Here is a 24,210-nt window from a genome sequence, read left to right as displayed (position 1 = left end):
CTCATTTGTTCAATTTATCTTTGTTTGTCTATGAAAATCATTTATTATAATAAATGGTATTCTTTTGAAGGGGTGTTGAAGTGGGAGAGAGTTTTCTATCAGCTAAAGAAGAAAAGAAAAACGCTAAGATTTTCTTATGGGTAATACATGTTATTTTAATTGTATACGAGGTTGCATACGCGATTATATTAGAAGATACAATGCCTTTAGGAAATTGGCATAAAGTGATATGGAAGCTTGCATATATTATGGCTATATTAGGTATTAGTGTTTACTTATTTGAGAGAGGAAAAGCATATTTAGTTAAATATACATATTTATTTGCATACATGATCGCAGAGACTTTTAATATTGGATGGTATGCTTTTCATAATACAATAGCATTTGATGAAGGGAATGTAATTGAATATATTTTCATTTTCTTCGTACCGATCTTTTTGAGTAAAAGATATTTATTTGTCTTAGCGCCATTTCTTATAGGGAAATATATGATATACCTATTTGTATTTGGAGAACTTAACTTGTTTATGTCTCTTGTTATAAATATGGTGTTACTTTTCGTGTCATTTATTATTTTAAATCGATTTTTACAATATCTTTCAGCAGTAAAGGGACGTATTGCAGAGGCAAGTCAGTCACAAAAATTGGCGGTTATCGGAAAAATGGCAGCGACAGTCGGACATGAAATTAAAAACCCACTTGCTTCATTAAAAGGGTTTACGCAATTACAAAAAGAGAAACACGAAAAAGATGCAACATATGAACAAATGATTCTCGAAATAGAAAATATGAATAATATGATTAGCGAATTAATGGAGGTTGCTACATGTAAACCTTCTGTTTATGAAAAACACATTGTAAGTGATGTTTTAGTACAAGCGGTAGAAAACATGCGCGAAAAAATGAACGAGTTAAATATAAATTGCACCTTTAATGAAGAGCAAAATAGAAGTGAAATTGAATGTGATAAACGCAAATTAAAAGGAGTATTTTTGTATGTTATTAAAAATGCTTTAGAGGCAATGGAGCATGGCGGAACATTAAAAATACAAGTTGAAAATAAAAAAAGAGATTACGTAATAGTAAGTATAGTAGATAGTGGTTTTGGGATAAAAAAGGATAATTTAGGACGAGTTAAGGATGCTTTTTATACAACGAAGCAAGATAGAATTGGATTAGGTCTTACGGTAGCAGAGCGAATTATGACAGAGCATCTTGGAGAATTACACATTTCTAGTGAAGTAAAGAAAGGGACGAGAGTAGAAATACTACTCCCGAAAAAATGTGAGCGCAATGTGACACAAGATTAAGAGGTGTTGTTAAAGGAGTTATCATATGGAAAAAGGCAATATATTTGCAAAAGAAGAGATAAAGGCATTAATAATATTTTTAAGCTTATTCTTCGTTATATTTTTTGCGTATGATTTTGCTGAAAAGGCTATTGTCCTTTTATCAGATAAAAATCAAAAACTAGCAGATGTTTTTGGAGAAGGATTAGGTTTAGGGCTATATAGTTTGATGGTTGGATTATTCTTTATAGGACTTTATTTTATGAAATGGAAAAAGCCGTATATTGTGAAGTATATTATTTTAATTGGCTATAATATATTGGATTTTATTAATAACTTCATTATTTATTACGGAAGTGATGCGGAATTTGATGGCGGGAATATAGTAGAAGGATTCTTTATTTTATTTGCACCGATATTTGTGAATAAGAGGTACTTTTGGTTAGTTGCCGGAACTATTGTTGGAAAATATGCACTTATGGGATTCGTTGTTCAATCCTTTATCGTTCTTATCCCAATAGCATTATATAGCGTGTTTGTTATTATATGTTGGATTATATTTTTAAGATTCCAATCTTACGTTCGTACACTTGAAATGATGGACAAAGAAATACAAAATGTAGAAAAATTAGCGATGGTTGGAAAAATGGCAACAGTAATTGGCGATAAGATTAGAAGACCGTTAGAAAAATTGAAAAAACTTGTGAATAAGCAAGCGAAAAAATATCCAGAAGATAAGATTTATAGTGAAATTATGAGACAGGAAGTAGAGCGAATTTATACAATTGCTACAGAACTAAATGGGTTTGAGAAATCTAAATCGGTAGAATCCGAAACTCATAATATTAAAGAAATCATCTCTTATGTTATCAGGGTTATGGAAAAGCCAGCTTTAGAACAAGGGATAAAAATGCATGCTATTTATAGTAAAGACATACCTTCAATTACATGTGATGAGAAACGATTGAAACAAGTATTTTTTAATTTAATTAAAAATGCGATTGAAGCAATGTCAGTTGGCGGAACTATTACTGTAAAAGTTATAGTGGAAGATGTGATCATTGTTCAAATTATAGATGAGGGATGCGGCATTCCGAAAGATAAAATTCCGAAGCTAAATGAAGCTTTTTACACAACGAAAGAAACTGGAACAGGCTTAGGATTAGTAGTTACGGAAAAAATTATTAAAGATCACCACGGTAAATTGAACTTTGAAAGTGAAGTTGGAGTTGGAACGACTGTTGAGATTATGTTGCCGATTTAACGGTGGGATATTTTAAAAAAGGGGAAATCACTTTCTTTAGAGTGATTTCCCTTTTCATTTTGGATGGAAGTACGGAATCCAATAAAGGGGATGTTTACAATATTGACATAGTGTACCAATTTGAAAAATCCAAATATGGATATATCCAAGGTGAGGTATATAATGAATTTGTCTGTTATTTGTTTTAATTTATTTGTAATTTTGTTGGCCTCGGTAGCGAGTTTTTTTGTGAAATGAACGATTTGTAAGTGTGGGCTATATATCAGTGATTAGAAAAACAGAATATACAGCACTTGCCGTAATCCCGGGGGTAATATAAAGAGATATCGCATCCCCCCTCGAAACCAGGTTTCCAGTTGTAATACTAGTCCAAGTTACAGTGGCAGGTCCAGGTACTGGAGTAGGGTTATACACTTGAGGTTGTCTAGAGCCAATATCCGTAGGTTTAATTGAAAATGTCATAGTCCCCGTAATTTTATCTGTAGTAGTTAAAGTGATAGTAGATAGGATGTAACTAGAGGTAGGGGCAGAGAGGTTTGTTGGGACATCCTTGCAAATATCAATCGTATAAACAGCAGCGGGTAAGTTATTAATATTTATAGATGCAGCAAAACCAACTATATTCCCAGCTCCAGCAGTTACATACGGAATAACGTTAGAATCAATTCCTGGAGAACCTGCTATACGTTGAAACCCAGCATTCGTCCCTTGAAAAACAATACTTTTCGCTGATGAACTACCTGCAGGTCCAGTGATGCCGGTAGAACCAGTGATGCCAGTAGGTCCAGTGATGCCAGTAGGTCCAGTGATGCCAGTAGAACCAGTGATGCCAGTAGGTCCAGTGATGCCGGTAGAACCAGTGATGCCAGTAGGTCCAGTGATGCCGGTAGAACCAGTGATGCCAGTAGGTCCAGTGATGCCGGTAGAACCAGTGATGCCAGTAGGTCCAGTGATGCCAGTAGGTCCAGTGATGCCAGTAGGTCCAGTGATGCCGGTAGAACCAGTGATGCCAGTAGAACCAGTGTTGCCAGTAGGTCCACCTTCTACTAATACGATATAATCTGGGGACACATTCGGAAACCCTTGAGGTGCATCTTTTTTTACAACATAGCCGCTACTTGTGTAAGTCACAACTTGTCCCGTTTTATAGTTAGGAGCGGCTGCTAGACTAAAAGCGGTAGTACTTTGTAAACCGGCCCCAGTAGGTCCGGCATTGCCAGTAGGACCTGTAGCGCCAGTAGGACCTGTAGCACCAGTAGGTCCAGTGCTTCCGATAGAACCACTGTTGCGTCTACCGTCACAACTAAAGCAATTGCGTTGGTACATATATTGTCTCCTCTCTATATTTTTGAAAATCTAGTTTTAAAAGTAGAACTACTATATATATATTGTAGATTCTATATTTTTGTGTGGTCGATCGTATTGTGTATATAGATCTCAAAAATAGGGGAGGTGTTATTAGTTTGATAACCACCATGTCTCCTGTGGAATCAAAGTAACGTCTACATCAAAATTCTCCTTAAGATAATTCTTACTTTGTTAGTTGTTTTTATTTTTCATAGCAAAATAAGAAGCGGATGTAAAACAAATAAAACCTAGAATCCAGCCAATAGAAGGAGAATAGGGAAGTATGTGTTGTAATATCATTCCGCTAGAAATAAAAAAGCTACCTAATAGACTTAAGAAAATGGGATATCGCTGTAGTTTGAACATCAGTGATATAGCATCCTTTACCACATACATTGTATGTTAGTCTTAATTTTCTGTATATAAATTTTAAGAAAAATGGTGGTACAATATATAAAGGATACGAGAAGAGAGGATGTAGATTTACGCATGTACGTTACTGTAACAGAAGCAGCATATAAAAAGATTATGGATACGATTCCAAATGAAGCGAAATATATAAAATTATTTTACGATAATGAAGGTTGCGGTTGTGTTATGAGCGGGATTATTGATTTAGTAGCCGTTTCAGAGAAAGATGAGCGCGATGTAGATATTGAATCAAGCGTACTAAACTTTATTGCAGATCGAACAAAGCTTGTATTTATGGATGATAAGTTAACAGTTGATTGGCATGAAGTTGGAGGGACTTTTCAGCTGAAGAGCCCAAGCCAGTTTTATAATCCGAATATGAAGTTACATGTTCGAGTATAGTAAAGAAAAGGCGGCCCAAAAAAATTTTGGAGCTGCCTTTTCTTTATAGTATAGGGTGATACTATTGTCGTTTCTTATTGATAAGTCGATATTCTTTTTCGAATCGCTGATATACTTTGAAAATCGTCTATAAAATTTCATTTACTAAGATAAGGTTCTTCATACAATAAAAAGATTTTTTCACATAATGAAATGTACACATTATTGAATTTTCTGTATAATTTTCTTTGCGGAGGGGATTGCGTATGAGAAAATGGGGAATTGAGTTATTAATTTTAAGTGTCGTTATTATTTGGGGGATTAACTATACGATTGCAAAATATGGACTTTTAGAATTTACGGCGATTGAGTTTACGGCAGTTCGAATGATGACAGCAGCACCACTACTGTTATTACTTACGTTCTTTATCGAAAAGTCACTTTATATGGAGCGAAAAGATATACCAAGATTAATCATCGTTAGCACGGTAGGTATTGTACTGTATCAAACGTTATTCATGGAAACTGTACAATATACATCCGCTACAAATGCCTCTTTACTCATTTCTATTTCACCTATTTTTACAACTTTATTTGCGATTTTCTTGAAACAAGAAAAATTTTCTTCTCGAAAGTTAGTTGGTTCCATGATTGCCTTTATTGGTGCTACATTAGTTTTAGTAGCGGGGCATTCACTCGCTAGTTCTTTCTACGGAAATGGGATTGGACTTATTACATCAATATGTTGGGGACTTTATCCCGTTTTAGCAGGGCCGCTTATTAAAAAATACTCAGCATTACGTGTTACTGCATGGTCTACATTAGTTGGAGCGATTCCGCTCTTATTGTTAAGTGGTCCACATGTATTTGTCATGCCATTTCACATTACACACGGAATGACACTATTTGCTTTACTATATTCTATTTTCTTTGTAACAGTATTCGGTTTAGTGATGTGGTATGTTGGTGTTCAAAAAATTGGTGCGTCACATACGATGGTATATATGTATATAACACCGCTTGTAGCTGTTTTATTTGCAGCTGTATGGGCAAATGAATATGTATCGTTTCAACAAATAATCGGTGGAATTATCATTTTCTTCGGTCTATGGTTTGTGAAATCGGAGAAAATAGAAGCGCACTCTACCGTACAAGAACCTATATCAAAATAGGAAAGCAGATTACCTATGATCTGCTTTCCTATTTTTTTATTTTTGGTAAAAAGATGAGAAACAAGATAGCAGTAATAAGTGGAATTAAATTTAAAAATGGAATACGGAAGAGTGTAATAAGAATAATACCTGGAAGAAGAACACCGAGGACAGCATAGAAAATACTATGTCTTTTCGTGTACCAATACAAGGAAAGTCCAATAAGTGCAGGGACAATGAGGTGAATGAGAGCCATTAAAAAATAAACCATTAGACGCCCCCTTTATTTTTGTGCTTATTACATCATATCCGTATGTTCATAGATTGATATCACTTTTTTCATAAATGGACGAAAAATGTTTGGAAAAACGTCACATTTATGAGGGATTCTACATTATAAATCTTGTATAATATTATTTCCTAAAAGTAATTAAAAAACATAAACATACTGTTTATGTTTTTTAATTTGAGTGAAATGGATTTTAAGTAGCATGGACTCGAAAGAAATGAGTTATATAGCTTTGGTTGGATAGATAAAAACTATTGAAGGGGAGTACAACATGATTAGTATGTCATTAAGGTCGTTTAAAATTCAATCGTATTATCTACTAGGTATTCTGTTATTAGGCTGGATGTTAACACCGTTTTCAGCACATTTTCTAGGTGCAGGAATTGGACTTATTGTAAGCATGTATTGTGTTTGGATTTTAGGAAGGCGTATCGAAAAACTTGGAGATAGTATCGTAAAGAAGACAAAAGCGCCGACGCTTGGTATGTTTAATCGCTTTGCAGCTGCCATTTTGGGTGCTATTATTATGTACGAAATTGAGCATCATATGGTAATGTGGGCATTTGCAGTAGGGATTCTGGGTGGTTATTTCTTAATCGTTGTGAATTTAGGGTATTATAGTATGAAGGATGAAGAAGAATTAATAAAGGGCTAAAAAAGATGACAAGATAAAAAGATAAAAAGCCTCTTTTTAGATGGAACAGAGGATCCAGCGGTGGATAGAAGCGGTTAGGGCCTTTTTTAGCCACATGCGATGTGAAACCAGAAGGAGCAAGTGAGCGTAAAACCTATTTATATTTTCGAAGCCGTGGTTTGTATGTATGGAAATCCGAGTATATCAATTGAAAATTAGGTTTGGAACTTTTTTAGATGGAATAGAGGATCTGGCGATGGATAGAAGCGGTTAGACTTCTTTTAGCCCTATGCGGTGTGAAACTAGAAGGAGAGAATGAGCGAGAAATCTGTTTGCGGTGGTTTGTATGTGGGTAAATTAAAGAATATATAGAAAGAAGCTTACGCGAAAAACGTAAGCTTCTTTTTTATGTAAGTATGTGTAGCCGTTAAGCCGCATTGGGTTTTGTCGGTGAGTACGCGAAACTTTTGGCTACACGATACTTATTCATATGAGTAAAGGGTTATTGCAACAGAAAGTTTATATATTAAGCGATTGGACCGCCTAAGTTAATAATATCTTCAGAAACGCTATCGAATTTTTTGAAGTTTTCTTTAAATTCGTTTGCAAGCTCAATTGCTTTTGCTTTGTAAGCATCTTTATCAGCCCAAGTTTGTTCAGGCATTAATACTTCGTCAGGTACACCTGGAACGTGACAAGGTACTTCAAGGCCAAAGATGTCGTGTTTTGCAGTTTCAGCTTTAGCAAGTTCACCGCTTAGTGCTGCTTGAATCATTGCACGAGTGTAACCTAAGTTCATACGTTTACCAACACCGTATTCGCCACCAGTCCAGCCAGTGTTTACTAAGAATACTTTTGCATTATGTTTCTCGATTTTTTCACCAAGCATTTCAGCATAACGGGATGCATCAAGCGGTAAGAATGGTGAACCGAAGCAAGTAGAGAATGTAGCTTGCGGAGATGTAACACCGCGCTCTGTTCCTGCTAGCTTACTAGTGTAACCGCTTAAGAAGTGGTACATAGCTTGCTCTTTTGATAACTTACTGATTGGAGGCAATACGCCAGATGCATCAGCAGTTAAGAAAATAATTGTATTTGGATGTCCTGCAACACTTGGCAGTACGATATTGTCAATCGCATGCATAGGGTATGCAGCACGTGTATTTTCTGTTAAAGTAGTATCGTTATAGTCGGCGATGCGTGTTTGACCGTCAATGACAACGTTTTCTAAAACGGAACCAAATTTGATTGCATCGAAGATTTGTGGCTCTTTCTCATGAGAAAGGTTTACACATTTTGCATAGCAACCGCCTTCAATATTGAATACACCGTTATCAGACCAACCGTGCTCATCGTCACCGATTAATTTACGGTTTGGATCAGCAGATAATGTTGTTTTGCCTGTTCCAGATAAACCGAAGAATAGTGCTACGTCGCCTTCTTCGCCTACGTTTGAAGAGCAGTGCATAGAAAGAATGTCTTGTTCAGGTAGTAAGAAGTTCATAATAGAGAAGATTGATTTTTTCATTTCTCCAGCGTATTCTGTACCACCGATTAGTACGATACGTTTTTCGAATGAAACCATAATGAATGCTTCAGAATTTGTACCGTCAATTGCTGGATCTGCTTTGAAGTTTGGTGCAGAAACAATTGTGAACTCTGATTCGTGAGTTGCTAATTCTTCTTCATTTGGACGAATAAATAATTGATGTACGAACAAATTATGCCATGCATATTCGTTAACAACTTGAATTGGTAGGCGATAGTTGCGATCAGCGCCAGCAAATCCTTTGAAGATGAATAACTCTTCTTTTTCTTTTAAGTATTCTAAAACTTTTATATATAATTTATTAAAATGTTCTTCAGAGATCGGTTGGTTCACGGCTCCCCAAGCAATTTTGTCAGCAACCGATGCTTCCTTCACAATAAATTTATCTTTAGGAGAACGTCCTGTGTATTTTCCTGTTGAAGCAGAAACGGCACCAGTAGAAGTTAATTTCCCTTCGTTTCGCATTAATACTTTTTCCACTAATTGCGGAACACTTAATTGAATCTGTGCATTGCTTCCGTTCAATAATTCATGTAAACCAATTTGGACATTCACAGTACTCATATTTATATACCATCCTTTTCATTTAATGAAATATTTCTCGTAATCCCCATCAAGAGTATAACACAATTATATAAATAATGTATACTATTTATTTATTTTTGTTTGTGTGAATGTATCATTTCCTTATTAATATTTCATTCTATGCGTATTGAGAAAAACTTTCAGGAAAATGTGAATATTAATTGACAAATGAATATCATTTCTTTAGTATAGGTTGGGACGGATACTCTCTTATCCCGAGCTGGCGGAGGGACAGGCCCGATGAAGCCCAGCAACCTCACTTGTAGTGGTAAATACAGGTGAATAGGTGCTAAAACCTGTGCGAGGCTAACGGTCTCGAACGATAAGAGCAAAGGGCAAAAAGCAGTATGCAAGTAGCAAATTAAACCTTTCCTCTATGTTAAGTAGGAAAGGTTTTTCTGTATGCTTGTGTGGGAGAATAAATGTATGTCGCAGTTTGTGGCAAATTAAGGATGAGTTCCGTACAATATATACAATTACTGTAGGGAGGTTTACCACATGACAAAAAAACGTCATCTGTTCACATCTGAGTCTGTAACTGAAGGACATCCAGATAAAATTTGTGACCAAATTTCTGATTCAATTTTAGATGCGATCTTAGCAAAGGACGCAAATGCACGTGTAGCTTGTGAAACAACTGTAACAACTGGTTTAGTATTGGTAGCGGGGGAAATTACGACTTCTACTTACGTAGATATTCCAAAAATCGTTCGTGAAACAATTCAAGGCATTGGTTACACACGCGCAAAATATGGATTCGATGCAGAAACTTGTGCAGTTTTAACATCTATCGATGAGCAATCTGCTGACATCGCTATGGGTGTTGACCAAGCGCTAGAAGCACGCGAAGGTCTAATGACTGACGCTGAGATTGAGGCAATTGGTGCAGGAGACCAAGGTTTAATGTTTGGCTTCGCATGTAATGAAACACAAGAATTAATGCCACTTCCAATCTCGCTTGCTCACAAATTAGCTCGTCGTTTAACTGAAGTACGTAAAGATGACACATTATCATACTTACGTCCGGATGGAAAAACGCAAGTTACAGTTGAGTATGATGAAAATGGTAAACCTGTACGTGTGGATACAATTGTAATTTCTACACAGCATCATCCAGATGTTACATGGGAAGAAATCGATCGCGATTTAAAAGAACATGTAATTAAAGCTGTAGTTCCAGCAGAATTAATGGATGGAGAAACGAAATTCTTCATTAACCCAACTGGCCGCTTCGTAATTGGTGGACCACAAGGTGATGCTGGTTTAACAGGACGTAAAATCATCGTTGATACTTACGGTGGATACGCTCGCCACGGTGGCGGTGCATTTTCTGGTAAAGATGCAACGAAAGTTGACCGTTCAGCAGCATATGCAGCTCGTTATGTTGCGAAAAACATCGTAGCAGCTGGTCTTGCTGACAAAGCAGAAGTACAACTTGCATACGCAATCGGCGTAGCGCAACCAGTATCAATTTCAGTTGATACATTTGGCACTGGTAAAGTATCTGAAGACGTACTAGTGGAACTAGTTCGTAACAACTTCGATCTTCGTCCAGCTGGTATTATTAAAATGCTAGACTTACGTCGCCCAATTTACAAACAAACAGCAGCTTACGGCCACTTCGGACGTACTGATGTAGATCTTACATGGGAACGTACAGACAAAGCAGCTACTTTAAAAGAGCAAGCTGGTCTATAATATATGAAAAAGAAGCTTTGCGCGTGTCGCAAAGCTTTTTTTATTTGGTTTTATCCCGCATTAACGGGCAGTAAGCCTCACACCTCAAAATTCGGCTGTAAAGCAAAAAAGTTAGGTAGGAGGCTAACTGCCCGTAAAAGCCCGATTGGTGAAGGCTAATAATCAGTGGGGAAGAACAAAACCCCCACTGATTAAAGTTTCACTTTATTTACTACTTGAATGCAAGAACTACAATAAACTTCCCCGTCTAGCTCAATATACTTCTTCATATTTGTCATACCACTTGCCGGAAATGGCATGTGAATCCATGTTTTTTCATACGTTTGTATTTCCTTTTCACATAATTTACAAAGGATTGGTTTCTTACGGAACATAGACAATCAACCTTTCAGTTGACGCGCTTTTCCTGCGCAAAAAGCACTGCTCAGTAAAAATAGCGTTGCAAATATAATACTCACTAATGTAGCGTATGGAATTGCGCCTTTTAAAGAAAAGCCGACAGTGATGGAAGCGACAAATAAGAGGATGAATGTCGTTGTTAATTTTTTATAAAGTTCCATAGTATGTGAACCTCCGAATTATTTTGTATTGTAAATTTAAAAACTAAACCTATTATGTAGAAAACATAAGAAGAGATAAATAGTAGCTAATGATGTGAAAGCTAGGAGTATAAGAAATGGAAATAGTATACCTATTTAAATTCCTTTTTGTGGGTTTTCATACTTATATTGTATCATGACGTATCGGTGGCTTCATACAGAATTGTGTAAAGATATGTATGATAAAATGAAGAAAAGCTTTTAAGAAGGGGAAGATGCAAAATGAGTGTAACTGAACATAAAAAACAAGCGCCAAAAGAAGTGCGTTGTAAGATCGTGACGATTTCCGATACACGTACGGAAGAGACGGATAAGAGTGGTCAATTGTTACATGCATTATTAATAGAAGCAGGACATAAAGTGACCTCTTATGAAATTGTGAAAGATGATAAAGAAAGTATTCAGCAGGCTGTGTTAGCTGGTTATCATAGGGAAGATGTTGATGTTGTGTTAACGAATGGCGGAACTGGTATTACGAAACGTGATGTAACGATTGAGGCAGTGTCAGTGTTATTAGATAAAGAAATTGTTGGATTTGGTGAGTTGTTCCGTATGATAAGTTACTTAGAAGATATCGGAAGTAGTGCGATGTTAAGTAGAGCAATCGGCGGTACAATCGGACGTAAAGTTGTCTTTTCAATGCCAGGGTCTAGCGGAGCGGTTCGTCTTGCGATGAATAAGTTAATTTTACCGGAATTAGGTCATATTACATTTGAGCTGCATCGCCAATGAAAATTGCAGGAATTGTATTGGCCGGCGGACAGTCTAGTCGTTTTGGAGAGCCGAAAGCATTGGCAACCTGGCGCGGGAAAACATTTATTGAGTATAGTATAGAGGCATTGAAAGAGGTTGTTACAGACGTTGTTGTAATTAGCAACCCAGCGATTACTAATGATCTCTTGCATATATTGCATGTACCAGTTGTAGAAGATATCGCGATGTATAAAGGAAACGGTCCGCTTGCTGGTTTATTAACAGGCATGGAATTCGTAGATGCAGATTGGTATATCGTTGCACCGTGTGATACACCAAATGTTTCGAAAGAATGGGCGATGGCATTTATAGAACGAGTAGATGAAGCGTATGAAGCAATTGTTCCATTGGTGGAGGGGCGGAAACAACCACTGTTAGCATTGTATCATCACCGAGCAAAAGAAAAAATAGAGCGGTTATTAAAAGAAGATAAGAGAAGTATGCAGGGGCTATTATCTCATTGTAAAACGCAGTATATTACGGCAGAAGAATCACAGCTGTCGAAGGGGTTATTTCTTAATGTAAATACAAAAGAAGAATATAGTCAATTACAGAATAGAAAATGAATGTGGAAGAAGAAAATATATAATGGAGAGTGAATTACTGAAAATATATGAACAACTTGGATTTAAAGTAGTATCTTCTACCGGTAAAAACCAATTATGAAATTGATTCATATACATCTTTAGTTCTATATGATAGACATAGAATATATTTACAATTATAACATTTGATGGGTGGCGGAATGAAGAGGCCTGTTTTATACTAATATTGTGTCATCCCTTCTAAGGGACAGCGCACAGCCGGTGATTGGCTAATGAGAACCTTCTCATTTTGCCAGTGCCGGTTTTTTAGTAGATAATGATGATAATAAAGTGAAACTATAATCAGTGGGGGTTTTGTTCATCCCCTACTGATTATTAGCCTTCACCAATCGGGCGTTTACGGGCAGCGGGGCTCCCACCTAACTTCTTTGCTCCAGCTGAATTTTGAGGTGGGAGTCTTACTGCCCGCAAATAGCGGGATAAATTTTTTTGAGGGAGGGATCGTTTTGAAAAAGATAGATTTTACTTCTATGAGAGAGCAAGTAGCTAGTTTTTATATTTATTCTATCTCTTTTCTTGGTTTAATTGCTGTTATTATTTCCTTATTTTTAAGTGAAATGCCTTCCCATCTTATACTGCTTTTGTTGTTAATTATGTTTATGGGAATTACTGAGTATTTTCCTATCCGCATTTGGAGAGGGGGGATCACACTCAGCCTTACACTTATTTATACAATGAATTGGCAGTTTGGAATGCATATAACTGTTGTTTCGTGTGTGGGTGTGATGTTAAGTATCCAATTGCTTCGCCGATTACCTATGCAAAGGACGGTATTCAATTGTGCGCAACTTGCTCTTAGTATCGTATTAGCAGAATGGTTTTCCAGTGGATGTTTCTCTTTTTTTATTTCTGGAATGAATCTTTCAGTTTTATATGAAAAATTTATAAGCTTGTTTTTATTCAGCGCATTTCTTTGCCTTTTTAACAGTTTATTTTACGATCTTTTAATCATACTTCTTCCTCAGCCCTATCCGCTAGAAGAGTGGCGTAAAAAGAATATATTAGTACTCTTGAGTTTGAGTTTTTGTTTATTTTATTCTTCACTTATACATATTTTAGATTGCCGATATCGCGGAGTGATGGATGAAATCATGGTTCTATTCTTCTTTTTCCCGCTTGTGGCAATTTGTATCATTAGCTCTTTCGTTAGACAAATACGGGTGGAAAAAGAACGATTATATAAGCTTTTTTCCATTACGACGGAATTAAGTCATGGATTATCTGCCGGAAACTTACAGCAGATGAAACAATCGCTGAAAGGATTCTTAGGAATACAGGCATATGTTTTATGGGCAAAAGATGAAGAGAACTGGACACTTTTATTAAAGGATGGAAAAGTACGTCGTGATATTTCTAATTATTCTGACCTGCATAAGAAGTTTGAAGAGATATCAGAAACTGTTGTTGTTACTGATTGGAAAACAGGTATGGCTCCGGGAGATGAAGTGTTTGAAAATACTATGCGCTCGCTTGTATATTTACCTCTTAAGGTAAATCATGAATTAGTTGGAATGTTTGTGGCAGGGAAAAGCAGGAGTGCGAGTTTTATTACTGAAGATGTACAGACTTTAGCTACGTTTGCCAATCAATTAGGTAGCTTGCTTAAAACACGGACACTCGTCTCTGAACAGGAAAAAAGAACGATTTTAGAAGAAAGAAATCGAATTGCTCGTGAAATCCACGATGGAATCGCACAAGCATTGGCTGGAGTGATATTTCAGATGGAGTCAGCTCAGAAAAAATATGCAGATCGACCAAAGGACATGCAGCAAGTGGTAGATACAAGCATAAAAAAATTACGGAAGAGTTTAAGTGAAGTTCGTTATTCTATTTATGCTTTAAAGCCATATCCAACACAAAGATTAGGACTAAAACAAGCAATTATAAATAAAGTTCAATCCTTAAAACAAGAATATGGTCTAGCCATTCTATATCATGAAAGAGGCCGTTCTCGAAAACTTAGTTTTACGAAAGAACGAGTCATCTTCGATACTTTACAGGAGAGCTTGCAGAACATTATAAAGCATGCAAAGGCAGATAAAGTTGACATTTTACTAAGCTATCAACGGGAACATGTACTTTTAAAGGTAAAGGATAACGGAATTGGCTTTTCTCTTTTTGAATCTATGATTAAAGCAAAGCATGAGCCGCATTATGGTATATTACATATGAATGAACAGGCTGAACAGCTAGGGGCTACCCTTCAGATTGATAGTTCAGCAGGAAAAGGTACAGAAATCACATTGTTAATTCCAGATTCAGAAATGGGGGAGGAGTATCATGATTCGAATATTAGTAGTGGATGATCATACTGTTTTGCGTGATGGAATTCGAAGTATATTGGAACTCGAATCTGATATGCGAGTAGTTGGAGAAGCTGTTTCCGGGGATGAGGTAGTAAAGAAAGTGGAAGATTGTAGGCCTGATTGTATTTTAATGGATATTAATTTACCGGGAAAAAATGGTATTGAGGCTACATCACTCGTGAAAGATCAGTATCCGAACTGCCGTGTTCTCGTATTGACTATGTATGAACATGATGAATACTTGATGGCTGCTCTTCGGGCAGGTGCAGACGGTTATTTACTGAAGGATTCATCATCCGATCAGGTAGTGGCGGCAATCCGAATGGTATTACAAGGAGATTCTGTGATTCATCCGCGTATGACTAAAAAGTTGATTACATATCATCAGCAAACGAAATCAGAATCAAATGAAAATGAACTAACAGAGCGTGAAAAAGAAATACTGTTTGAATTGGCTAAAGGTCTTAGCAATAAGGAAATTGCTGAAGCTCTATATATCAGTGACAAGACAGTTAAAATCCATATTAATAAGATTTTCAGAAAACTAAATGTGAAAAGCCGTTCACAAGCAGTCATATATGCCGTGCGAAATCAGCTTGTTCCATTTTCTTAAATAAAAATCATTTAAAAGAACTACCCCGCACTTTATTATTTTACTCAAAATAATAAAGTGCGGGGTAGTTCTTTTGTACTATACGGTATAGAACTAATAACTAAAAAAATATTACTTTTTGATAATTTTCAGAAAAGTTTAAATTTAATAAGATAAGAAAGTAGAGTCGTAGCCTAATAGCTTCGGAAATTTATGTTATGCAATGACTACAAATACAAATAAATTTAGATGGGGGAACTTGTATGAAGAGAGGGAAATTTGGGAGGGTTCTTACAGGAACTTTAGTTGCTGGTATGCTAGTGTCACAAGGTATTCCGTATAATGTATTGGCAGAAAGCGCGGTTGAACTGAAGCCAGTTGATAATGCGGAACAGGTACTAATGAATCTGTCTCCAGAACAAAGAAAGGCGTTGGAACAGTTAGATGTAAGTCCTAATTTTACGATTTCACCTGATATTGATTCTAATAGTCCTGAATTAGTTAACGTTATCGTGGAATTCAATCAAGCTCCAGCAAAAATTGAAGTGATGAAACAAGCGGCGAAAGGGAAGAAAATAGCTGCTACTACTGCGCAAGCAAAAGTGGATGAAGAGCATAAAGTGTTCAAACAACATGTCGAATCTTTAAAATCGAAGAAGGATGCCGGCACGTACGATACGAAAAAAGTGGAAATCACACGTGAATATAAGAATGCAATCAACGGTGTAGCGATGACGTTACCTGGTGTGGCTGTGCAGGAGCTGATCCAATCTGGAGTAGTAAAACGTGTCTTTAAAGATTACGAGGTAAAAGTGGAACCTCCGGTAGAAACAAAAGAAACAATCGATCCGAAAATGGCGGACAGCATTCCGCAAATTGGTGTGGACAAGCTTCATGCAGAAAACATTATGGGTAAAGGGATTAAAGTCGGTGTTCTTGATACAGGTGTTGACTATAATCATCCTGACTTAAAAGATGCTTATAAAGGCGGATATGATTTTGTAGATAACGATGCAGATCCGATGGAAACAACGTACGAGGATTGGATAAAAGCTGGTAAGCCGGAATATCCAGGCTTAGTGTACTATACAAATCATGGTACACATGTAGCGGGGACGGTTGCAGCTCAAAAGAAAAACAATGCAGATTATGCTGTGAAAGGTGTAGCACCTGATGTAGATTTATATGCTTATAGAGTATTAGGTCCTTGGGGCGGAGGTAATACAGCAGGAATTCTTGCTGGAATAGATAAAGCGATTACAGATGGTATGGATGTTATCAATATGTCACTTGGTGCGCAGACTAACGATCCTTTATATGCTACTTCTGTTGCGACAAATAACGCTATGCTTTCAGGTGTGGTAACAGTTGTTGCCGCAGGTAACGCCGGACCGAACGAAAAAACTCTCGGTTCCCCGGGAACGGCAGCTCTTGGCATTTCGGTAGGAGCAAGTGATGTTTCTATGTCTATTCCTACATTCAGCGGGAGTGCATCCAATGAAAAATTTGAAAATATGCAGCTATTAGGTAAAGATTTCCCTGATAAGTTAGAAGATCTACAAGGGCAAACCTTACCGATTGTATTTGCGGGACTTGGTAAAGAAGCTGATTTTACTGGAAAAGATTTGAGCGGGAAAATTGCGCTGATTCAACGCGGGGAAATTACGTTTGATGAAAAAATCAAAAATGCTAAAAAAGCCGGAGCGAAAGCTGTTATCGTGTATAACAATGCTGACGGACAAATATCTGCCTACTTAGGTGAGGGGGTAGGCCTTATTCCATCTTTCCGTCTGTCAAAAGCAGATGGCGAACGGTTAAAGGCGCTAGGTGAAGTATCTTTCAAATTCGAGACGCTGAGCAATACAAAAACGGAAGGCGATCACTTAGCTGATTTTAGTTCACGCGGACCGGTAAATGGGAATTATGACATTAAGCCAGATGTAGTCGCTCCTGGTGTGTCGGTTTTCTCTACTGCACCGGAATACATCAATGATCCGCAGGACGGTATAAATTACGGCAATGCATATGTACGCTTGTCTGGTACTTCTATGGCGTCTCCTCACGTAGCGGGTACAGCTGCATTGATTTTGCAGGAGCATCCAGAATATACTCCTTTCGATGTAAAAGCGGCTCTTATGAATACATCCGATGATTTGAATGGCCAGAATTCTGTATACGAAGTGGGTGCGGGGCGCATTGATGCGTATCAAGCCGTTCATACGGACACATCCATTAAAGTATTAGACAAAACACAAAATGTCGAGAACGGAAACGTTGTCGAAATTGACGAACAAACAGGATCCATCGTGTTTGGCAGACATGTTAAGCAAGGGGATAAACCGATTGAAGCGAGCAAAAAAGTAAATGTCCAAAACCACAGCAAGGAAGAAAAATCCTTTAAATTAGAAGTGGAGTATCACGGCGAACGTACAGGTATTCAAGATGCAGCGAAGAACGGTGTAAAAGTTGAGGTACCAGGCTCTATTACAGTAGCAAGTGGACAATCACAGGAGATGGAGCCGAAAATCACGATTCCTGCTAGCGCAGCGAAAGGCAGATATGAAGGGTATATCCATGTGACGAATGCGAACAATCCGGCCGAAACATATCAAATCCCATTCGCTGTCATGGTGACGGAAAAGGGATTTGAATATATAAAAACGACTTCACCATCCGTAACAAATACAACACCTTTCTGGCAATATTTAAACCCTATGGTCCACGGAATAATGAAGTTGAATAGCCCAATGAAAACAATCGATGTGCTTGTTAAGGACAGTAAAACAGGGAAAGCTGTAGGTTTTATAGGAACAGCGAACATCAGTAAATTGCCGACAGACGTAGAAACTTTTCTTCTAGGAGTATTCAGCGGTACTGTCTATCCATTTACAAATGATCCTTCCAAGCCGATTGGCGATCTTCCTGTGAAGCTTCCGGTAGGCGATTATATACTGGAAATGATTGCACATGATGAGGAAGGGAAATCATATGTTGTAGACAATCCGCTTATTGTGGACAATACAGCACCGGAAGTAAATATGGATAAAAAACCAGGAGTGATCGAGATTAATGACTCCATGTTTACGGAAGAGGATGGACAAAAAGCAGTATGGTTACATGGAACGGCTAAGGATGAGACAGTGGACGTATTACAATCAAAAGGCTTAAACTATGACCAATCTTCCAATACAATGGGTTACTCTGCAAACTCTGGATTCATAGATGGGTTCTTCCCGATCCAAGCGAATGGAGATGTAAAATTCGGAATTGAGGAAAGTGATATTGCAAAAAAACCTTTACATTTAACTTTGACTACGTTTGATATGGCAACGGCAATGGGTAAACAAAACTATGTCTTTGTAAAAGAAGGTACGGAATATACGACTTCTAGTTACGATAAGAAAGATGTGAAAGTCGGCGATAACGTTACGATGACACTGAGTCTCAATAATGTGAAGCAGCTTGTATCTGGAGAATTCCAGGCCGAGTTCATCAAAGATTTGTTTAAGTTTGAGAATGTGAAACTGAACAATGCGGTAAACGAGTACGCGAAGGACAAGGGCTTGGAAGTATCGCTGCAAGAACCTGTCGTGACAGAAGGAACTCACACTAATACAGTGAAGGTCGGCGCATCTATGAAAGGGAATGCATTCAGTGGTATGGATGGAGATATGCCTTTCCTTGATGTCACGTTCAAATTAGTAAGTGATGCATATTTCGATAATGTTATCGGATTTAATGTAAAACAGGCGTCTTATATGAAAGCTGGACAAACAGCAGCTACTGCCATTCCTTATCTCAAAACAGAAAACTTTAATATCATTCCAACGCATTCGAGAGTGCAGGGTTCCATCAAACCGGAAGCATTTTTGATTGGGTCTGAGGGCTCTCAGTACTTGAGAAAAGCGGATTATACAAAAATCGGTGCCCAAGTATATGCGATGTCACCAAAAGGTAAAAAATATCAGGGAACAATTGATAATAAAGGATTCTTCACCATTCATGGTATCCCAGCTTCTACTGAAGCATACACAGTTGTTTTCGATATTCCGGGACATCTCAAATCGATGAAGAAATTCATTCCTGGATATTCTGTAAATGGTGAGATGCGCGGGCAACATGTTACATTAGGTGCTAAAGGTCTTGCAGGGGACGTAAATGGTGACAGATTGATTGATATTCGCGATATGCAAAGTGTAGTTGAAGTATACGGTAAGAAGGATGCATCTATCTTGCCGCAAGACATCAATCAAGACGGTGTCGTAGACGAGACAGATGTCCGCTTCATTGAGAAAAACTTCTTGCAAAAAGAAGTCGGTGTTCCAGAAGTAGTTAAGCCAAAAGAAACAATTGGTAAAAAAGGACTGGCAGATTTCCTACGTCAGATCGGTCTAGAACCGAAGAAATAAAGTGAAACTATAATCAGTGGGGGTTTTGTTCATCCCCCACTGATTATTAGCCTTCACCAATCGGGCGTTTACGGGCAGCCCGACTCCCACCTAACTTCTTTGCTCCAGCCGAATTTTAAGGTGGGAGTTTTACTGCCCGCAAGTAGCGGGATAAAAAGAAGGTGTCCTAGGAGTGGCTGTTGATAAAAGAGGGAGAAATATCATCTTCTGTAAATATCGATAGTCGCTCTTAAATAAAACGAGAAGTTCTTTATTAAGAATTCAATGACTATCTTAGAGATAAATCTAAAAGACATCAAGTAAGGAAACAATTCGTTTTTACCTCATATGGACTTATCAGCTTTTTAATAGCTTAGATATTATAAAAATAGGGGGATTATTAAAATGAGTCTTAAGAAAAAACTTGGTATGGGTGTTGCATCTGCAGTTCTTGGTTTATCTTTAATCGGAGGCGGAACGTTTGCTTACTTCAGTGATAAAGAAGTATCAGAAAACACATTTGCGGCTGGTACGTTAGATTTGAGCATTGATCCACAAGTTATCATCGATGTTGACAAAATCAAACCGGGTGATCAAATAGAACGCGATTTCCACTTAATCAACAGCGGTACTTTGAAAATTAAGGACGTTCATCTTCTTACTGATTACACTGTAACAGATGCAAAAGGTGATAATGGAAATGCTGATTTCGGTGATCATGTCAAAGTGGAGTTTTTATGGAATATAGACAAGAACACAGTTCCTGTATGGGAAACTACTTTGTCTGAATTGAAACAAGCTACTGCTGATGGCAACTTGCCTGATCTTGTAGAAAAAGGTGTCGTAAACTGGGAAGGAAACGGACTTGCTCCAGGCACGGATGACACTTTCTATGTGAAATTCATATTTGAAGATAATGGAGAAGATCAAAACGTATTCCAAGGAGATACATTGAAATTGAACTGGACGTTCGATGCGGCTCAGACAAAAGGGGAAGAAAAATAAGTTCGAATTTTATTCATTATATCTATGTACCAACTGAACCGCTAAATAAAAGCGCAAGATAAAAAGAGATCACACTTCGAAGTGTGATCTCTTTTTATCTTGCAAATTGATGATACATAAGCTGCGTTTAAGCTAGCATTTCCGCTTTTCGACTTTGAATCACATCATCATAATGCATGAGTAAATCACTGGAAATTTCATCCCAGCTTTGTGTAGTAGCGTAGGAGTGAGCATCTAGGCTCATTTGTTTACGCATTTCTTCATTATTTAATAATTCATAAATGGATGACAAAAATGAGTCCGCATTTTTTGGTTCACATAGAATTCCAGTTTTTTCATCTGCAATAATATTTTTAACCCCGCCACTATTCGCACCAATAACAGGTGTACCACATGCGAGTGACTCCAGCACGACGTTCCCAAATGTTTCAGTAGTAGATGGAAATACCATTAGATCGGAGGAAGCATAGACTTCAGCTAAATCTTTACCTTGTAAATATCCAGTAAAGGTTACATTTGTTTTTTGAACATTTTCATGCAGGCCCTTCGCGAGAGGACCATCTCCAGCGATGAGCCAATGAATATCGTCACGTTCTTTGTTCGTCATTTGAATAAGTGTTTGAAGAGTGTCGATATCTTTTTCAGGAGCAAGACGTCCGACGTAGGAAAGAATATATTCCGCTGTAATATTATATTTTTTTCGGAATAGGTCTTTATTGTAAGTTGGATGAAAGAGAGTACAATCTACACCACGTCCCCAAATATAGAGCTGTTGAAATCCTTTCTTCTTTAATTGATGTAATGTTTCAGGAGAAGGAACAAAGTTTTTTTGCATATGACCATGAAACCACTTTAAATAGTTCCATAGCATATTAGAGAGAAATTCGATTTTGTAATAGCGTAAATAGGCGTCAAAATCAGTATGATAAGAACCGACGACCGGGATATTTAACTTTTTGGCATAATATAATCCACAAAGTCCCATATTGAAAGGCGTAGCAATGTGAATGATATCAGGTTTAAAGGCAAGAAGTTCCCGTTTAATGCGCGGAGTAGGAAAGGCAAAGCGACATTCTGGATATAATATTGTTAACGGGATGCTTCTCATTTTATTCACATTCGTAACGAAATTATCTTCTGCCGTATGCTGAGGGGCGAAAACAGAATAGGCGATATTTTCTTTTTGAAAATATTTAGTTAAACGTTCCAAAGTTTTCGCCACACCGTTGACTTGTGGGGTAAATGTATCGGTAAATATGGCGACTCTCATCATAGCGCTCCTTTACATGAGTGGAATGAATTGATAAAAAGAGATGATGCCAGAGCAAGTGCCAAGGCACATGCCTACAAATACATCTGACGGATAATGAAGCCCTAAATAAATACGGGAAATACCGACGCATAATGCTAACGGTAATAGAAAAGCAAGCAAGTTTGGATTATAGCAAATAAATGGAATGAGGACAGAGAAAACAGCCGTTGTATGTCCGGATGGAAAAGAATGATCTTTTAAAGGCTGTACTGGATATTTCGCATCTTGAATTGTTAAATAAGGGCGTTTTCGTGGATACCATCTTTTTAGTATTTGCACCGGGATATGGCTAATTGTTAAAGAAATAGCAGTTGCAATTGCAGCTTGATGCAAATTCCCTGTTGCGAAAATTAAAAAGAATAGGGTAAGTGCAATGGAGAAGGTAGCACCACCGATATGGGTAATATTGCTGAAAAAGATGTTTAATGTTTTTTGATCAAAGTAGCGATTAATTCCTTTGAAAATGTAACATTCTATTTTATATAGTCCACTGACCTTCATGAGATTTTTCCTCCCTCATTTACATATATATGGAGTTATTAACTTCTATTTTAATAAGATTTTATTGAGGGAATAATAATGTTTTGTAAAGAAAAAGTTAGATTTTTTCATAAAAAAAGCTGCCAGTCTTATGGCAGCGATAAAATCATTTTTGTAACGATTTATAATATTGTCCTTTTTCAACGTATTGTGTGCGGATACGTTCCATATCTTTACGGTCTTCTTCTGTTAATTCGCGAATGACCTTCGCAGGACGACCGAAAGCTAACGTATTAGGAGGGATTTTCTTTCCTTGTGAAACGAGACTACCAGCACCGATGAAAGCTCCTTCACCAATTTCAGCGCCATCTAATATGATAGATCCCATTCCAATTAAAGCATCTTTTTCAATTTTGCAGCTATGTAAAATAACTTGATGCCCAACGGTAACGTCATCTTCTAAAATAAGAGGATACTGTGGGCTTTGGTGAAGTGTACATTGATCTTGTACATTTACTCTATTTCCAATTATCGTTGGTGATACATCACCGCGGATGACTGTATTAAACCAAATGCTAGATTCTTCGCCAATTGTCACATCGCCTGTAATGGTAACATAGTCAGCGATAAAAGCACTACTCGCAATTTTCGGATTTTTTTCTTTGTAAGGATATATCATGTAAAGCCTTCCTTTCCTAGAGACTAGTTTTAGTGTATCAAATTATGAAAAAGAGTGAAATGGAGGAGTTTCGTATGTGGAACTATGAAGCGGAAGAAGCGAAAGCCGTCATTATTATCGTGCATGGTGCTATGGAATATCATGGGCGTTATGAAGCAGTTGCAGAAATGTGGAATCATAGCGGTTATCACGTCGTTATGGGGGATCTTCCAGCACACGGAACAACTTCAAGAAATAGAGGACATATCGATTCATTTGATGAATACATAGAGGAAATAAAGTTATGGGTGAAAGAAGCAAGAAAATATAGATTGCCTATTTTTTTATTTGGTCATAGTATGGGAGGACTTGTCGTTATTCGTATGATGCAAGAAACGAAAAGAGAGGACATAGATGGGATTGTATTAAGCTCGCCTTGTTTAGGAGTATTGGCTGCACCTTCTGCTCCGCTTCGTGCTGCTTCAAAAATATTAAATGTCGTTGCTCCAAAATTGCAATTTACAACAAATCTCACTGTAGAAATGTCAACTCGTAACCATGAAGTGAGGGATGCGATGGAGAATGATTCATTGTTCTTGCGCAAAGTATCAGTACGTTGGTATAGTGAATTGATTAAGTCTATCGAGATTGCTCATGAGAAAATAGATGATTTTCCAGATGTTCCACTCTTGCTAATGCAGGCGTGTGAGGATAAACTTGTAGATAAAACACGTGTCCGCATGTGGTTTGATAATGTTAAAATTAGTGATAAGGCATATAAAGAATGGCCTAATTGTTATCATGAGTTATTAAATGAGTATGAGCGTGATGAAATTTTGAATTATATTCAGTCATTTACTGAAATTCATATCAATAATATAGTAAAAACAAACAAATAAATCATTATTTGTACA

The 24,210-nt window shown here is 37.3% G+C and carries 22 protein-coding genes and 1 riboswitch; of the genes, 13 read left to right on the top strand and 9 right to left on the bottom strand.

Annotation, left to right across the window (positions count from 1 at the left end):
* Nucleotides 1-80 precede the first annotated feature (80 nt).
* Both MHB76_RS22725 and MHB76_RS22720 read left to right on the top strand, forming a co-directional pair.
* Nucleotides 81-1,310 (top strand): ATP-binding protein, encoded by a 1,230-nt coding sequence (locus tag MHB76_RS22725; protein ID WP_199708973.1) that lies wholly within the window; start codon nucleotides 81-83, stop codon nucleotides 1,308-1,310.
* 25 nt (nucleotides 1,311-1,335) lie between these two features.
* Complete coding sequence (locus MHB76_RS22720) at nucleotides 1,336-2,553, top strand: ATP-binding protein (RefSeq protein WP_340987734.1); 1,218 nt, start codon at nucleotides 1,336-1,338, stop codon at nucleotides 2,551-2,553.
* A gap of 255 nt (nucleotides 2,554-2,808) precedes the next feature.
* Here the strand turns inward: MHB76_RS22720 and MHB76_RS22715 are convergent, their stop codons facing one another.
* Both MHB76_RS22715 and MHB76_RS22710 read right to left on the bottom strand, forming a co-directional pair.
* Nucleotides 2,809-3,879 (bottom strand): collagen-like protein, encoded by a 1,071-nt coding sequence (locus MHB76_RS22715; protein WP_340987732.1) that lies wholly within the window; start codon nucleotides 3,877-3,879, stop codon nucleotides 2,809-2,811.
* A 213-nt stretch (nucleotides 3,880-4,092) separates the two neighbouring features.
* The gene (locus MHB76_RS22710) at nucleotides 4,093-4,296 is read right to left on the bottom strand and encodes a hypothetical protein (protein ID WP_078173935.1); all 204 of its coding nucleotides are present in this window, start codon (nucleotides 4,294-4,296) and stop codon (nucleotides 4,093-4,095) included.
* Between the two features lie 93 nt (nucleotides 4,297-4,389).
* On the opposite strand from MHB76_RS22710, the gene MHB76_RS22705 reads away from it, so the two are divergent.
* On the top strand, nucleotides 4,390-4,713 hold the full coding sequence (locus MHB76_RS22705; RefSeq protein WP_000289566.1) for an iron-sulfur cluster biosynthesis family protein: 324 nt from the start codon (nucleotides 4,390-4,392) through the stop codon (nucleotides 4,711-4,713).
* A gap of 245 nt (nucleotides 4,714-4,958) precedes the next feature.
* A complete protein-coding gene (locus tag MHB76_RS22700) occupies nucleotides 4,959-5,864 on the top strand; it encodes a DMT family transporter (protein ID WP_002160140.1) in 906 nt (301 codons plus the stop codon).
* A gap of 28 nt (nucleotides 5,865-5,892) precedes the next feature.
* On the opposite strand, the gene MHB76_RS22695 is transcribed toward MHB76_RS22700, so the two are convergent.
* Nucleotides 5,893-6,114: a hypothetical protein gene (locus tag MHB76_RS22695; protein ID WP_002112420.1), complete on the bottom strand. Its 222-nt coding sequence runs from the start codon at nucleotides 6,112-6,114 to the stop codon at nucleotides 5,893-5,895.
* Between the two features lie 289 nt (nucleotides 6,115-6,403).
* Here MHB76_RS22695 and MHB76_RS22690 point away from each other — a divergent pair, with 289 nt between their 5' ends.
* Nucleotides 6,404-6,787 (top strand): ATP synthase subunit I, encoded by a 384-nt coding sequence (locus MHB76_RS22690; RefSeq protein WP_016106426.1) that lies wholly within the window; start codon nucleotides 6,404-6,406, stop codon nucleotides 6,785-6,787.
* 505 nt (nucleotides 6,788-7,292) lie between these two features.
* Here MHB76_RS22690 and pckA read toward each other — a convergent pair.
* Nucleotides 7,293-8,879 (bottom strand): phosphoenolpyruvate carboxykinase (ATP), encoded by a 1,587-nt coding sequence (pckA, locus tag MHB76_RS22685; RefSeq protein ID WP_002112418.1) that lies wholly within the window; start codon nucleotides 8,877-8,879, stop codon nucleotides 7,293-7,295.
* A 228-nt stretch (nucleotides 8,880-9,107) separates the two neighbouring features.
* A riboswitch (SAM riboswitch) is annotated at nucleotides 9,108-9,229 on the top strand.
* A gap of 169 nt (nucleotides 9,230-9,398) precedes the next feature.
* Between pckA and metK the strand changes: the two genes are divergently transcribed.
* Nucleotides 9,399-10,598 (top strand): methionine adenosyltransferase, encoded by a 1,200-nt coding sequence (metK, locus tag MHB76_RS22680; RefSeq protein WP_002112417.1) that lies wholly within the window; start codon nucleotides 9,399-9,401, stop codon nucleotides 10,596-10,598.
* A 191-nt stretch (nucleotides 10,599-10,789) separates the two neighbouring features.
* Here metK and MHB76_RS22675 read toward each other — a convergent pair whose 3' ends face one another.
* Together MHB76_RS22675 and MHB76_RS22670 are read right to left on the bottom strand one after the other, a co-directional pair.
* Nucleotides 10,790-10,972, bottom strand: a complete 183-nt coding sequence (locus MHB76_RS22675; RefSeq protein WP_016106424.1) for a hypothetical protein — start codon at nucleotides 10,970-10,972, stop codon at nucleotides 10,790-10,792.
* Nucleotides 10,973-10,978: 6 nt separating this feature from the next.
* The gene (locus MHB76_RS22670; RefSeq protein WP_002067722.1) at nucleotides 10,979-11,158 is read right to left on the bottom strand and encodes a hypothetical protein; all 180 of its coding nucleotides are present in this window, start codon (nucleotides 11,156-11,158) and stop codon (nucleotides 10,979-10,981) included.
* 261 nt (nucleotides 11,159-11,419) lie between these two features.
* On the opposite strand from MHB76_RS22670, the gene MHB76_RS22665 reads away from it, so the two are divergent.
* From MHB76_RS22665 to MHB76_RS22640, 6 genes are all read left to right on the top strand, one after another.
* The gene (locus MHB76_RS22665) at nucleotides 11,420-11,929 is read left to right on the top strand and encodes a MogA/MoaB family molybdenum cofactor biosynthesis protein (RefSeq protein WP_002015669.1); all 510 of its coding nucleotides are present in this window, start codon (nucleotides 11,420-11,422) and stop codon (nucleotides 11,927-11,929) included.
* Nucleotides 11,926-12,516 carry a molybdenum cofactor guanylyltransferase gene (gene mobA / locus MHB76_RS22660; protein ID WP_078173936.1) on the top strand — a complete coding sequence of 197 codons (591 nt, stop codon included), beginning with the start codon at nucleotides 11,926-11,928 and terminating at the stop codon, nucleotides 12,514-12,516. The genes MHB76_RS22665 and mobA overlap by 4 nt, the downstream gene beginning before the upstream one ends.
* A gap of 485 nt (nucleotides 12,517-13,001) precedes the next feature.
* On the top strand, nucleotides 13,002-14,861 hold the full coding sequence (locus MHB76_RS22655) for a sensor histidine kinase (protein WP_078173937.1): 1,860 nt from the start codon (nucleotides 13,002-13,004) through the stop codon (nucleotides 14,859-14,861).
* Nucleotides 14,836-15,474 carry a response regulator gene (locus tag MHB76_RS22650; protein WP_078173938.1) on the top strand — a complete coding sequence of 213 codons (639 nt, stop codon included), beginning with the start codon at nucleotides 14,836-14,838 and terminating at the stop codon, nucleotides 15,472-15,474. The genes MHB76_RS22655 and MHB76_RS22650 overlap by 26 nt, the downstream gene beginning before the upstream one ends.
* A 242-nt stretch (nucleotides 15,475-15,716) precedes the next feature.
* The gene (locus MHB76_RS22645; RefSeq protein ID WP_340987729.1) at nucleotides 15,717-19,862 is read left to right on the top strand and encodes a S8 family serine peptidase; all 4,146 of its coding nucleotides are present in this window, start codon (nucleotides 15,717-15,719) and stop codon (nucleotides 19,860-19,862) included.
* Between the two features lie 384 nt (nucleotides 19,863-20,246).
* The gene (locus MHB76_RS22640; protein WP_002199072.1) at nucleotides 20,247-20,846 is read left to right on the top strand and encodes a TasA family protein; all 600 of its coding nucleotides are present in this window, start codon (nucleotides 20,247-20,249) and stop codon (nucleotides 20,844-20,846) included.
* A gap of 127 nt (nucleotides 20,847-20,973) precedes the next feature.
* On the opposite strand, the gene MHB76_RS22635 is transcribed toward MHB76_RS22640, so the two are convergent.
* The 3 genes from MHB76_RS22635 to MHB76_RS22625 form a co-directional block, all read right to left on the bottom strand.
* Nucleotides 20,974-22,116 carry a glycosyltransferase family 4 protein gene (locus MHB76_RS22635; RefSeq protein ID WP_078173940.1) on the bottom strand — a complete coding sequence of 381 codons (1,143 nt, stop codon included), beginning with the start codon at nucleotides 22,114-22,116 and terminating at the stop codon, nucleotides 20,974-20,976.
* Between the two features lie 12 nt (nucleotides 22,117-22,128).
* On the bottom strand, nucleotides 22,129-22,659 hold the full coding sequence (locus tag MHB76_RS22630; RefSeq protein WP_002112405.1) for a phosphatase PAP2 family protein: 531 nt from the start codon (nucleotides 22,657-22,659) through the stop codon (nucleotides 22,129-22,131).
* 145 nt (nucleotides 22,660-22,804) lie between these two features.
* Nucleotides 22,805-23,317 (bottom strand): gamma carbonic anhydrase, encoded by a 513-nt coding sequence (locus MHB76_RS22625; RefSeq protein ID WP_002015678.1) that lies wholly within the window; start codon nucleotides 23,315-23,317, stop codon nucleotides 22,805-22,807.
* Nucleotides 23,318-23,391: 74 nt separating this feature from the next.
* Between MHB76_RS22625 and MHB76_RS22620 the strand changes: the two genes are divergently transcribed.
* Complete coding sequence (locus tag MHB76_RS22620) at nucleotides 23,392-24,195, top strand: alpha/beta hydrolase (protein WP_002112403.1); 804 nt, start codon at nucleotides 23,392-23,394, stop codon at nucleotides 24,193-24,195.
* Nucleotides 24,196-24,210: the final 15 nt, after the last annotated feature.

The organism is Bacillus sp. FSL M7-1345 (assembly GCF_038006985.1).
Taxonomy (GTDB): domain Bacteria; phylum Bacillota; class Bacilli; order Bacillales; family Bacillaceae_G; genus Bacillus_A; species Bacillus_A cereus_U.
This window is presented reverse-complemented; position numbering and strand designations above follow the sequence as displayed.

Coding starts and splice junctions, on each gene's coding strand:
- MHB76_RS22720 (WP_340987734.1), top strand. CDS start 1,336: ATGGAAAAAGGCAATATATTTGCAAAAGAAGAGATAAAGGCATTAATA.
- MHB76_RS22715 (WP_340987732.1), bottom strand. CDS start 3,879: ATGTACCAACGCAATTGCTTTAGTTGTGACGGTAGACGCAACAGTGGT.
- MHB76_RS22710 (WP_078173935.1), bottom strand. CDS start 4,296: ATGTATGTGGTAAAGGATGCTATATCACTGATGTTCAAACTACAGCGA.
- MHB76_RS22705 (WP_000289566.1), top strand. CDS start 4,390: ATGTACGTTACTGTAACAGAAGCAGCATATAAAAAGATTATGGATACG.
- MHB76_RS22700 (WP_002160140.1), top strand. CDS start 4,959: ATGAGAAAATGGGGAATTGAGTTATTAATTTTAAGTGTCGTTATTATT.
- MHB76_RS22695 (WP_002112420.1), bottom strand. CDS start 6,114: ATGGTTTATTTTTTAATGGCTCTCATTCACCTCATTGTCCCTGCACTT.
- MHB76_RS22690 (WP_016106426.1), top strand. CDS start 6,404: ATGATTAGTATGTCATTAAGGTCGTTTAAAATTCAATCGTATTATCTA.
- pckA (WP_002112418.1), bottom strand. CDS start 8,879: ATGAGTACTGTGAATGTCCAAATTGGTTTACATGAATTATTGAACGGA.
- metK (WP_002112417.1), top strand. CDS start 9,399: ATGACAAAAAAACGTCATCTGTTCACATCTGAGTCTGTAACTGAAGGA.
- MHB76_RS22675 (WP_016106424.1), bottom strand. CDS start 10,972: ATGTTCCGTAAGAAACCAATCCTTTGTAAATTATGTGAAAAGGAAATA.
- MHB76_RS22670 (WP_002067722.1), bottom strand. CDS start 11,158: ATGGAACTTTATAAAAAATTAACAACGACATTCATCCTCTTATTTGTC.
- MHB76_RS22665 (WP_002015669.1), top strand. CDS start 11,420: ATGAGTGTAACTGAACATAAAAAACAAGCGCCAAAAGAAGTGCGTTGT.
- mobA (WP_078173936.1), top strand. CDS start 11,926: ATGAAAATTGCAGGAATTGTATTGGCCGGCGGACAGTCTAGTCGTTTT.
- MHB76_RS22650 (WP_078173938.1), top strand. CDS start 14,836: ATGATTCGAATATTAGTAGTGGATGATCATACTGTTTTGCGTGATGGA.
- MHB76_RS22645 (WP_340987729.1), top strand. CDS start 15,717: ATGAAGAGAGGGAAATTTGGGAGGGTTCTTACAGGAACTTTAGTTGCT.
- MHB76_RS22640 (WP_002199072.1), top strand. CDS start 20,247: ATGAGTCTTAAGAAAAAACTTGGTATGGGTGTTGCATCTGCAGTTCTT.
- MHB76_RS22635 (WP_078173940.1), bottom strand. CDS start 22,116: ATGAGAGTCGCCATATTTACCGATACATTTACCCCACAAGTCAACGGT.
- MHB76_RS22630 (WP_002112405.1), bottom strand. CDS start 22,659: ATGAAGGTCAGTGGACTATATAAAATAGAATGTTACATTTTCAAAGGA.
- MHB76_RS22625 (WP_002015678.1), bottom strand. CDS start 23,317: ATGATATATCCTTACAAAGAAAAAAATCCGAAAATTGCGAGTAGTGCT.
- MHB76_RS22620 (WP_002112403.1), top strand. CDS start 23,392: ATGTGGAACTATGAAGCGGAAGAAGCGAAAGCCGTCATTATTATCGTG.